Genomic DNA, 12,035 nt, shown 5'->3' with positions numbered 1-12,035 from the left:
CTTTCACTTTGCATTTCCTTTGGAGCCGTCATGAAGACCATGACCGTCAGCGCCAAGCCGGAGACCGTCAAGCAGGACTGGTACGTCGTCGACGCCAGCGGCAAGACTCTGGGTCGTCTGTGCTCGGAACTCGCGCGCCGTTTGCGCGGTAAGCACAAGCCCGTTTTCACCCCGCACGTGGACACCGGTGATTACCTCGTCGTGATCAACGCCGAGAAGATCGCCGTCACCGGCAACAAGCTGCAGGACAAGATGTATTACCGGTTCACCGGTTACATCGGCAACATGAAGTCCGAATCCCTCGGTCAGGCCCTGAACGCCCATCCGGAACGCGTCATCGAAACCGGCGTGAAGGGCATGCTGCCCAAGAACCCGCTCGGTCGCGCGATGTTCAAGAAGCTCAAGGTCTACGCCGGCCCGAACCACCCGCACACCGCCCAGCAGCCGCAGGCGCTGGACTTCTAAGGTAAGCATCCATGGCACTGCAGCAGAATTACGGCACCGGCCGTCGCAAGTCCTCCACCGCCCGCGTGTTCCTGCGCGCCGGTAGCGGCAAGATCACGGTCAACGGCCGTCCGCTGGACGAGTTCTTCGGTCGCGAGACCTCGCGCATGATCGTGCGCCAGCCGCTCGAGCTGACCAAGACCACCGACAAGTTCGACGTCTCCGTGACGGTCGAAGGCGGCGGCATCACCGGCCAGGCCGGCGCCATCCGCCTCGGCATCGCCCGTAGCCTGGTCGAGTACAACGAGTCGCTGAAGTCCGAGCTGCGCAAGGCCGGCTTCATGACCCGCGACGCCCGCGAAGTCGAGCGCAAGAAGGTCGGCCTGCACAAGGCTCGCCGCGCCACCCAGTTCTCGAAGCGCTAATCGAAGAAATACAGCCCCGTCGCCAAGCGGTAAGGCACCTGACTCTGACTCAGGCATTCGGTGGTTCGAATCCATCCGGGGCTGCCAACTCAAAGCCGGTCGCTTGTTTGGAACCGGCAGCTGCAGGAAACCCGCCTTCATGGCGGGTTTCTTGTTTTCCGACCAGCAATTCGTATTGCCGTTGCTGCGGTCGCCGCCGATGATGGCCGCATTCCAGAGTGCGGCCGATGACTTTTCAGATCGCGATTCCCGAGTGGTACGTCGACCGTCCCTTCGCACGCGGGCAATACGAAGCCATCGCCCGTTGGGCGGCGATCGAACACCCCTTCTATCGCAAGCATGCGCCCGATCCTTCGCTAGTGTTCCCGGTGCTGACGCGAGCGGTGGTGCAGGCCGACAACGAGCTGCTGCTCAACGGACATCCGGAGACCGAGCGGACTTCAGGCGCCACGTCCACGCCGGTGCGCGTGTCCTGGTCGCCGCAACGCGCGCGACGGGAAAAGCTCGACGCTGCGCGCATGCTGGGTTGGCTCGGCGGATCCATGCCGGTGCTGCGCATCGTATCGACCCAGGTGCACGCACCAAGCGAACGCACCTTCGACATCAGCCGGCCGGTGGAAGAGCAGCTCGAGTTCATCCGCGAACGTCATGCCATCGACGGAACGAGTTCGATCGTCACCTATCCGACGAACCTGGAACTGCTTTGTCGCCACATCATCGCGCAGGACCTGGACTTCTCTTTCGTCCGGCGCGTGACCTGCCTGTCGGAAGTGTTCGAGCCGGAGCATGACCGGCTGATCGGCCAGGCCTTCCCGAACGCCTACGCGAACGTCACCTATAGTTCGGTCGAAGTCGGCCTGATCGCCGCCCGTTGCCCGCACCGACCCGACAACTACCATGTCATGGCCGACAAGCTGGGCGTCGAGATCCTGGACGAAGACGACAGGCCCTGCGCGCCCGGCGAACTGGGGCGAGTGGTCGTCACCGACTATCGCAACCGCTGGTCCACGCTGATTCGTTACGCCCAGGGCGATCTGGCGGCCCCCGTCAAATGCGATTGCGGACGGATTCCCCTGCCGGCGATCACGAACATCGTGGGCAAGGTGCAGGGCGTGTTCCGCACGCGCGAGGGTCGCCGGATCATCTTCACCTACTTCTCGCCGACGTTCCGCGATTCGCCCGAGATCGGTCAGTACCAGGTGGTGCAGGAGAGCCTCGATCGTTTCACCGTCCGTTGCGTTCCGCGCGCGGGCGCCGATCTGGCTCCCTTCAAGGCGCGCATCCAGGCCAAGTTCGAAGCGGAGTTCGGCCAGGGTATCCGCATCGCCTACGAAACGATGGAGCACATTCCGCGCGGCCCCGGGGGCAAGTTCCTCGTCGCGATCTGTCGCCTGCAGGATTGAAAGGCGAGCCTGGCCTGCGCTGGATGCGCCGGGCGCGCGCGATTCCAAACCGACCTGGTTTCGTCCATCCTTTGCGGATGGAAGATTGGCGTCGAGCAGCGCGATGAATCGGAACCCGGCCGAATCGGCGGGCGCTGCGCTGCCCGAGTTGCGCGAAGACCTGGACGCCGCCGCCCGGGTGGCGCGCGATCTGGCCGAGCGCTACTGCAATCGCGATGAGCTCGAATGCCGCTGGTATCACGCCAGCTGGCCCGTATTGCGCGCGCTCGGCGCCGTCAACAGCCCCGGCTCGGACGACGACTTCCTGTTGCGCGCCATCGCCGCGGAGATCGCCGACGGCGCGCGCAGCATCCTGGTCTCGGGCGCGGCCGACGCCGGCATGCTCGCCCGCGTCAGCAGTTGCCTGGGCGATCGCCGCGACCTGCGCATCACCGTGCTCGATCGTTGCCGTACGCCACTTGAGCACAGCCTGCTGCATGCGCGGCGCTGCGGGATCGAAATCGATGTCGTGCAGACCAATATCCTGGACTACGCGCCTTCCGCTCGCTACGACATCATCTGCACGCACTCGTTCCTGACCTTCTTTCCGGCCGCAGACCGGCAACGGCTGGCAGCGCGCTGGCTCGACCTGCTCAATCCGGCGGGTTGCGTCATAACGGCACAGCGGGTGCGTCCGGGCGAGAGCGAAGAGATCACGCGCTTCCCGCCCGAGGACACGAGGAAGCTGGCCGACGCGGCCGAGGCTCGTGCAATGGAGCGGGGAGCGACGATCGGCGTCGACGCCGTGTCTGCTCGCGCGCTGGCCGAAGCCTACGGCATCCACCACCATACCCACCTGATCGCATCGGCGCAGTCGCTGGAGCGATTGTTCGTCGAGGCCGGTTTCGAGCTGGAGGAGTTGGCGCCGCCTTCGGCCGAGCGCCGTCGCATGGACCTGTCCGGCGCGCCCTCGAACGCCGAATCCTGCCGATGGCGGATACTTGCGCGTCGCCCCGGCCGATCGTCGCGATAGCCGGATCGTTACCTAGCCCCTCCACGCCCATCACGAATGACCGACCTGCATATCCCCGAATCGTTCCAGCACCGGCCCTACGCGAAACGCCGCTTCAGCATCATCGCCCACTGGGCGAGGGCGAACCATCCGTTCTACATCAAGCATGCGCCGGATCCGTCGCAGCCTTTCCCGATTCTGACGCGTGCCGTCATCCAAGCCGACAACGACCTGCTGCTCAATGGATCGCCAGTCACCGGGCGGACGTCGGGCTCGACGTCGACGCCGGTCGAGATCTCGTGGGCGCCGCCGCGAGAACGCCTGGACAAACAAGATTCGGCCTACCTCGTGAGGATGATGGGCGGCCCGTTGCCGAACATGAAAATCGTTTCCACGGTAGCGCACAAGAAGGACGCGTCGACGATCGATGTGGCCACGCCGATTCCCGAACAGATCGAGTTCATTCTCAAGCGGCAGGTCGAAGCAGGCGCCTGCTCGCTGGTCACCTATCCGACCAATATCGAGATGCTGTGCAAGCACATCATCGAGAACGGCATCGACATGTCCTTCATGCGGCGCGTCAGCTGCCTGTCCGAGGTTTACGAGCCCTATCACGACGAACTGATCGCCCAGGCCTTTCCGAATGCCGACCCGCATTGCACCTACAGTTCGGTGGAAACCGGTCTGATCGCGATCCGTTGCCCGTATCGCCGTCAGAACTACCACATCATGGCGCATAAGCTGGGCCTGGAATTCCTCGACGCCGAGGGGCGTCCCTGTCGCGATGGCGAACCCGGCCAGGTGGTGGTCACCGATTACTTCAACCGCCGTTCGACCCTGATTCGCTACGCGCTCGGCGACCTCGCCGCGCCGACCACCTGCGACTGCGGCCAGAGCGACCTGCCGGCCATGACCAACATCATCGGCAAGGTGCGCGGCGTGTTGAAGGATCCGACCGGTCGGCCCGTCATCTTCACGCACCTGTCGCCGATGTTCCGGGACTCGCCGGAGATCGGCCAGTTCCAGGTGGTGCAGGAGGCCCTGGACCGTTTCATCGTCCGATACGTGCCGCGGCGCGGGGCCGAGGTCCAGCCCTTCCTGGACCGGGTGAGGGAAAGGTTTGCCGGGGAATTCGGTGCCGGGGCCGTCATCGCCTTCGAAAGCCATGCTGAGATCCCGCGTTCGGCCGGCGGCAAGTACCACGCCGCCATCTGCCTGGTTTGAGGCTCCCTGTGGCGGGCCGGTCAACCGGGAGGGGCGATGCGCGTTAAGCCCGCAGGGAAGGGGGGTGACTAATGGCCTATCCGCCGGGTTTTGCCCGTTGTGCCGGATATCTGTGACGCCTTGCCCGTGCCGAGCGAGACCTCATTCACAAAATTTAGTTCCCGAACAGGATTGCGGTATTCAGAGGCCAGTGTTAAAAATATGGTTGGGGTAATTACTCAGGATGGGTAGTCGCGCCCCCGCGCGGCAAACCAAGCGCAACATAAACTGTTGACTAGAAAGGGGTTTTTAATGAACGGAAACACCACGAAAGGCGGTCTGACCAAGACTCGCAAGGCCAAGACCATCAAGGTCGCACCCGCTACCCGCGCCATCCGACTCGCCTTGGCGACCTCGGCCACCATGCTGGCCCTCGCCGGAAGTGGCGTTACCTTCGCCGGCACCTGCTTGCCGACCGGCGTCACCGAAACCACCTGCGCCGGCATCTTCGCGGATACCGTGAATGCGGGCGACGAATTCCCCGGCGTCATCGACCTCACCCTGATCCTGGACGACAGCGTCGTCATCACGACGCCCGTCGGCAACGACGGCGTGTATGCCTCCTGGAACGGCGATGTCACCGTCACGAACTACGGTAGCATCAGCGTCGACGACGCGAACGGCATCGAAGTCAATGCCTACAACGGCGACGGTACGGTCAACAACTCCGGCATCATCGATTCCACTGCGGTCGGCGCGGACGTCACCACGGTGTTCGTCGACGCCTATTATGGCGCTAACGTCAATAACGACGGCACGATCATCGCCGGTGCCGATGCCGGCACCAGCTACGACGCCACTGGCATCTACGCCACTGGCAAGTACACCAACGTCACCAATTCCGTCGACGGTGAAATCTTCGTCGGCTCGTACAACGGCGACGCCACGGGCGTCGTTTCCTACGCGACCGGCTACTTCAAGTACGCCGGCGTCACCAACGACGGCGACATCACCGTCGGTTCGTTCGGCGGCAACGCTTACGGCGTCGTCGCGCAAGGCGAATACGTCGGCGTGACGAACAACGGCAACATCGAGGTCACGGCGCAGGGCGGCACCGCGATCGGCGTGATCGCGAACGCCACTTTCTACGACGCCAGCGTCACCAACACCGGCTCGATCGATGTCGAGGCCTATGACGTGGGCATTGGTGTTTACGCCATTGCCGACGACAACGTATCCATCGACAACGCCGGTGGCAGCATCAACGTCGTGTCCGAGGACAAATACGCGATTGGCGTGGCTGCGGTCGGTGGAGAGTCCGCTTCGGTCGAGAACTCCGGCAGCATCGGTGCCTATGGCTACGGTTACTCCGTCGGCATCGTGGCCTCTGGCGGCTATAGCGCCAACGTCAACAACACCGGCAGCATCGACGTCGTCGACTATGCGGTCGGCGGCACGGCCGCCGGCATCACCGCGGTGAGCGGCGGCAGCGTTTACGTCTACAGCAACGGCACCATCAACGTCACCGCCACCGGCGACGGCTCCGGTCCGACGACGGCCCTGCCGTATTCGGAAGGCGGCAACGCCACCGGCGTCAGTGCCATCTCCGAGTACTACAGCGAAGGCGGTAGCCAGCCGCCGTCCATCCTGTACGGCCCCAACGACGTCAACGTCGTGTTCGGCGCTGCCAACGTCCTGAACGTCACGGCGGGCGGCAACGCCCAGGGCGTCTATGCTGCGGCGCTGGGCGCCGGCAGCGTTTACGTTAGCAACGACGGCACCATCAACGTGGATGCCGGCGGCATCGCCTACGGCATCATTGCCTACTCCGACACCGACGACGTCTACGTCTACAACGGCGGCGTGATGGACGTGTACGCCTATAACGGCCCGGCCACCGGCATTTTTGCCATTGCCTACGACACCGCCACGGTTGGCGTCGACGGCAGCCTGACGGTCGAGTCCTACTACGACACGGCGATCGGCGTCCAGGCCGTCAGCAACTACGGCACCTCGGTCAGCGTCAACGGCAGCGTCTCGGCTGATGGCAAGTATTACGCGGCTGGCGTCTTCGCCACTGCGTACGCGGGTACGGCTATCGTCAGCACGGGCGCCGATGCCACCATCGACTCGACGGCCAAGTACGGTTCCTACGGCATCGTCGCTCAGGGCCAGTACGGCGCTGGCGTTTACAGCCAGGGCGACATCACGGTCATTGCCGAGGGCCCGAACTACACCAACTACGCCACCGAAGCTGTCGGCATTGAAGCTCTGGGCGTGTTCGGCAACGCGGTAGTCACCAACAGCGGCGCGATTTCGGCTTCGACCAGCGGCTATTCGGCGACCGAGCAGTACGCGACCGGCATTTCCGCGACATCCATCTACGGCAGCGTCAGCGTCTATAACGAAGGCTCCGTTGACGCGACCGTTGGCGCCTACTACAGCTACAACGGCTCCTACGCGGTCGGCGTCTCTGCCCAGGCGGTGAACGGGTCCGTCTACGTCGGCAACGTCGGCTCCATCACGGCCACCAATAACGGCACCGGCTACTACGGGTCCAGCGCGGTCGGCGTCGATGCCTACGCGGGCTACGGCAATTCGTTCGTGAACAATGGCGCGTATGGGTCGATCGAAGCGACCAGCGCTTACGGAACCGCGACCGGTGTTTCGTCCGTTGCGTACGGTACCTCCGCCATCTACAACGAAGGCGGCTCGATCACGGCTAATGCGTACGGTTCGGCGGTCGGCATCGACTCCTACGGCTACCTCGGCAATTCGTTTGTCTACAACACCGGCAGCGTCGAGGCCACCAGCGCCTACGGTTCTGCGGTGGGCGTGACGTCGTATTCGTTCAACTACGATTCGATTGTCTCGAACAACGGTACGATCACGGCGGACGCCTATGGCTTCGCCCAGGGCGTCTACTCGCACAGCAAGTACGGCGACTCCATCGTCGTGACGGGCGGCGACAGCGACATCACCGCGACCTCGGACTACAGCAGTGCGGTCGGCGTTTACACGTACACGAAGTACGGCGTGGGCGTTGATGCTGCGATCCAGAACGCCGGCGACATCACCGCGATCTCGTACTACGCTGGCGGCAGCGCCACGGGTGCGGCGGCTACGTCCAAATACGGCGACGCCACCGTCATCAACTCGGGCAACATCACCGCGACCGCCGAATACGGCGCGACCGGTATCTCCGCCAACGCCAAGTACTACGTCGGCGGCGAAGCTTTCGTCAGCAACAGCGGCACGGTGACTGTCAGCGGCGGGCTCGACAATGCTGTCGGCATCAGCGCGCAGGCTGCCTACGGTTATGTGACCGTCTACAACGAAGGCAGCATCACGGTCGACTCCGACTGGGTCTCGGCCGGCGTCCTGTCCTACTCGGGTTACGACACGCTCGTCGTCAACTCGGGCAGTATCGATGTCGACGGCTACTACCTGTCGGCCGGTGTTTATAGCCAGTCCTACCTCGGTGACATCACCGTCGCCAACCTCGGCACGGGCACGATCAGCGCCTATGCCGGCCCCGGCAATGTCTACGGCGGTTCGTCGGTCGGCGTGCATGCCGAGACGGTCTTCGGCGACGTGATCGTCTACAACGAAGGTTCGATCGCGGCCGAGTCGTACTCGTACAGCCTGCTCGCCGGCAATTCGATCGGTGTCGAGGCCTATACGGTCTACGGCAGCGTGGGCGTGTTCAACGGTGGCGACATCAGCGCCAGTTCGGAAAGCGACCACGTCTACTACAGCAACAGCGCGGTCGGCGTCGATATCACCAACTACCTCGGCTTCGCCGTGGATGTGATGAACACCGGCTCGATCACCGCCAGCGCCGACACCACCTACGGTTCGCTGCTCGGTTACACCAGCGCCGTCGGCGTGAACATCTACGGCCTGCAGAACGGCTATGTCGATGTCGCCAATGCCGGCGACATTTCGGCCGAAGCCAGCACGACCCAGTACTCGGCGCAGGCCACGGGCGTGTACGTGAACACGACGGTCGCCATCTACGGCGTCGACGTCATCAACTACAGCGAGGCCAGCATCTCCGCGGCGGCCAGCACGGTGGCCTACGGTTACGACACGGCCGCCTACGCGGTCGGCGTCAACATCGCGGTGCCTGCTTATGGCGACATCTACGTCGGCAACGGCGGCGACATCACGGCGACGGCCGATGTCGGCTACGGAACCGCTTACGGTCGCGCCGATGCCTTCGGCGTCCAGATCTACGGCTACTCCGGTTACAACGACGTCATCGAGATCCTCAACATCGGCAACATCAGCGCCAGCGCCACCAGCGGCGATGGTTTCGAGAGCGTTGCTTATGCCACCGGCATCTCGGCGACGGTTGGCGTCGACGGCACCAGCAACATCTACTTCGAGAACGCCGGCAACGTGACGGCGACGGCCGAAGACGGTGCCACCGGCGTCGAGCTGGTGAACTACAACTACGTCGGCCATGTCGAGTTCGAAAACTTCGGCGGCTACGTCGGTGCTACCGCGATCGGCGGCGACAATGCCGAAGCCATCGGCGCTCTGCTCGATTCGTACACGGTGCGCGCGCAGAACTACGGCGACGTCTCCGCGACGGCGAGCGGCGTCTACACGGCCGCTGCGTACGGCGTGGGCTCTATCGGCGGCCTGTACTCCTTCGTGGGCAACTACTACGGCGCCAGCGTCACGGCCGACGCTTCGGCGACCTACATCGCGGTCGCGGCGGGTATCGTCTCGAACGCCTTCCAGTCCTCGGTTTACAACGAAGGCACGGTCAGCGCTTCGGCGACGGCGGATGATGGCGTGGGTCAGGCGACTGCCTATGGCGTCTACGTGACCGGCAAGTACGCCGGCTTCGTGTCCAGCACGGACAGCGACATCAGCGCCGAGGCGAGCGGCTACGACGCTCTCGCGGTCGGTGTGGCGGTCGACGCCTACGACGCCATCTTCTACAACGAAGGCGCCATCTCGGCCGAAGCCACGGGCTACGAAGCGGTTGCGGTCGGTGCGGTGGTCGAGTCCTACACCAGCGTCGACGCCTTCAACTCGGGCGACATTTCGGCCGAGGCCAACGGTGACTTCGCTTATGCCTACGGCTTGGCGGTCATCTCCAACGGCGGCTATGCCGTGGCGGACAACGAGGGCGACATCACGGCCACTTCGGACGGCTACGCTTACGGCGTCTGGATCAATGGCTACACCGGCAACTACGTCTTCAACGACGGCACGATCACGGCCGAAGGCGGCAATGATGCGCAGAGCATCGCCATCTACGCCGGCGACGCCTACACCGAGATCCTGAACTACGGCACCATCAACGGTGCGGTCGTGACCGGCGACGGCTACGGCTTCTTCTACAACGAAGGCTCGTGGAACGCGATCGGTTATTCGTACCTGGGCGGCGGCGACGACGAGATCCTGAACTGGACGGGCGGCGTCATCAACATGACGAACGCGTCGATCGACCTGGGCACGTTCACGTCGGACGGCAACTCGTTCTACAACTACGGCCTGATCAACGTGTCCGGCGACAACCTGATCGACATGGGCGGTCCGCAGGCGGCGATCCCGTCGCTGAACCCGCTGCCGTTCTACAACTACGGCACGATCGACTTCCAGGACGGCGCGCCGAACGACACGCTGACGATCATCGGCGACTTCGCCGGCGAGGGTGAGATCAATGTCGACGTGAGCATCATCAACGAGCTCAGCGACATGCTCTACATCGACGGCAGCGTGGTCACGGGCACCGTGCAGACGGTGAACGTGGACCTGGGCGGCCCGCTGGTGCCGGTGCAGCAGTTCACCGAGATCCCGGTGGTGGAAGTGACGGGCGTGTCGGTCGACAGCAACTTCGTGCTGGGCGACATCGACTACGATCCGGACAACAGCTTCCTGAACCTGGACTTCGGCCTGTTCGCGCACATCAACGCGGCCAACACCTCGCCGGACGTGCACTACCTGGGCATTGAGGTCACCGGTCTGAACGACCCGGGCACGATCGCGGCGGCGGTCGCCGGCGGCGCCCAGGCCATGATGAACACCCAGATCGGCACCTGGCGCCAGCGCGAGGGCGTGATCAGCTCGACCGAGAAGTCCTCGGTCACGCTGTGGGCCCGCGTGTTCCGCGACAAGGGCGAGATCAACCCGGGCCACGATGCCTTCAACTTCGGCAACGGCGGCAACTTCAACTACGACCAGAAGATCTCGGGTGCGGAGGTCGGCGTGGACTTCGGCGTGACCGACGAGTTCCGCCTGGGCCTGCTGCTGGCCAAGACCGACGGCGACCTCGACCTGACCAGCCCGGGCGCGGGCCATGCCAGCATGGATGGCGACACCTGGGGCGTGTACGGCACCTGGATCTCGCCGACCGGCTTCTATGTCGACGCGTCCTACCGCTGGATGGATTTCGACGCCACGATGCACTCGAGCCTGGGTGAGCGTGAGGTCGACGGCAGCGCCGAAGCCTTCAACATCGAGATGGGCTATGCCTTCACGATGGCGAACGGCCTGAAGGTCGAGCCGCAGTTCCAGTACACCCGCGTGAACGTCGACGAGATCGATACGGTCGCGGCGCCGGGCGCGGTGATGAGCCTGCACGGTGGCGATTCCTCGCGGGCTCGCTTGGGTGTGGCGCTGCGCAAGTCCTTCACCTCGGGCAACACGGTGTGGACCCCGCACGCGACCCTGAGCGCGGTGCGTGAGTTCGATGGCGAGAACTTCTACGACATCAACGGCGACTTCTTCGGTTCGACGAACACCGAGGGCACCAGCGCACTGCTCGAGCTCGGCGTCAATGCCGACATCGGCGGCAACCTGGCCATCTTCGGCGGCCTGAACTGGCAGGACGGCGGCGCCATCAACAACAGCTTCGGTGGCCAGCTCGGCATCCGCTACACCTTCGGCAAGGCTGCGCCGGCCCCGGCGCCGGTGGCTCCGCCGCCGGCCAAGACCTGCGCTGACCTCGACGACGACGGCGACGGCGTCAACAACTGCAACGACACCTGCCCGAACTCGACCGCCGGCCAGGCGGTGGGTCCGGATGGTTGCCCGGTGCCGCTGACGATCGACCTGCGCGGCGTGAACTTCGACTTCGACAAGGATGCGCTGCGTCCGGACTCGATCGCGATCCTCGACGAGGCCGTGTCGATCCTGAACAAGTATCCGGAGTTGCGCGTTGAAGTCGCCGGCCACACCGACGAGTGCGGTACCGACGGCTACAACCAGGGTCTGTCGGATCGTCGCGCCAAGGCCGTGTACGAGTACCTGACGGGTCACGGCGTCGACGCAGGCCGCCTGTCGGGCCCGAACGGTTACGGCGAAAGCCGTCCGCTGGAACAGCTGGGCGACGACTTCCCGGGCTGCAAGAGCGAGAAGAACCGTCGTACCGAGCTGAACGTGCAGAACTGAGTCAGTCCCGCACCCGCAAGGGTGCGGGTTCCAACGACCCGGCGGAGCAATCCGCCGGGTTTGTTTTGTGCATCGCCCGCAATTGCCGCTCTGCGGCGCTACACAAGGGCGCGGAAATGTGGTCAAAATACGGACCCCGCGCAGCACATTGAATCC

6 protein-coding genes and 1 tRNA gene are annotated in these 12,035 nt (G+C 64.2%); all 7 read left to right on the top strand.

All coding sequences use genetic code 11. The features are described 5' to 3' along the window. Positions 1–30 precede the first annotated feature (30 nt). On the top strand, positions 31–465 hold the full coding sequence (rplM, locus tag QM707_RS08890; RefSeq protein ID WP_415001491.1) for a 50S ribosomal protein L13: 435 nt from the start codon (positions 31–33) through the stop codon (positions 463–465). Between the two features lie 11 nt (positions 466–476). Further along, positions 477–869: a 30S ribosomal protein S9 gene (gene rpsI, locus QM707_RS08885; protein WP_415001490.1), complete on the top strand. Its 393-nt coding sequence runs from the start codon at positions 477–479 to the stop codon at positions 867–869. A 12-nt stretch (positions 870–881) separates the two neighbouring features. After that, positions 882–956: transfer RNA gene (locus QM707_RS08880), tRNA-Gln, on the top strand. 140 nt (positions 957–1,096) lie between these two features. Further along, complete coding sequence (locus QM707_RS08875; RefSeq protein ID WP_415001489.1) at positions 1,097–2,272, top strand: hypothetical protein; 1,176 nt, start codon at positions 1,097–1,099, stop codon at positions 2,270–2,272. A 103-nt stretch (positions 2,273–2,375) separates the two neighbouring features. Beyond that, a complete protein-coding gene (locus QM707_RS08870) occupies positions 2,376–3,284 on the top strand; it encodes a class I SAM-dependent methyltransferase (RefSeq protein WP_415001488.1) in 909 nt (302 codons plus the stop codon). Between the two features lie 36 nt (positions 3,285–3,320). Further along, positions 3,321–4,487, top strand: a complete 1,167-nt coding sequence (locus tag QM707_RS08865) for a hypothetical protein (RefSeq protein WP_415001487.1) — start codon at positions 3,321–3,323, stop codon at positions 4,485–4,487. 291 nt (positions 4,488–4,778) lie between these two features. After that, positions 4,779–11,879 carry an autotransporter outer membrane beta-barrel domain-containing protein gene (locus QM707_RS08860; protein WP_415001486.1) on the top strand — a complete coding sequence of 2,367 codons (7,101 nt, stop codon included), beginning with the start codon at positions 4,779–4,781 and terminating at the stop codon, positions 11,877–11,879. Positions 11,880–12,035 lie beyond the last annotated feature (156 nt).

This window comes from Arenimonas sp. (genome assembly GCF_047602345.1).
Lineage (GTDB): Bacteria > Pseudomonadota > Gammaproteobacteria > Xanthomonadales > Xanthomonadaceae > Arenimonas.
Note: the sequence above shows the minus strand (reverse complement) of the source record. Positions and strands in the feature narration are given on the sequence as shown.

What these genes read in the sequence shown, in the direction of transcription:
- rplM (WP_415001491.1), top strand. Translation starts at nt 31, where the DNA reads ATGAAGACCATGACCGTCAGCGCCAAGCCGGAGACCGTCAAGCAGGAC.
- rpsI (WP_415001490.1), top strand. Translation starts at nt 477, where the DNA reads ATGGCACTGCAGCAGAATTACGGCACCGGCCGTCGCAAGTCCTCCACC.
- QM707_RS08875 (WP_415001489.1), top strand. Translation starts at nt 1,097, where the DNA reads ATGACTTTTCAGATCGCGATTCCCGAGTGGTACGTCGACCGTCCCTTC.
- QM707_RS08870 (WP_415001488.1), top strand. Translation starts at nt 2,376, where the DNA reads ATGAATCGGAACCCGGCCGAATCGGCGGGCGCTGCGCTGCCCGAGTTG.
- QM707_RS08865 (WP_415001487.1), top strand. Translation starts at nt 3,321, where the DNA reads ATGACCGACCTGCATATCCCCGAATCGTTCCAGCACCGGCCCTACGCG.
- QM707_RS08860 (WP_415001486.1), top strand. Translation starts at nt 4,779, where the DNA reads ATGAACGGAAACACCACGAAAGGCGGTCTGACCAAGACTCGCAAGGCC.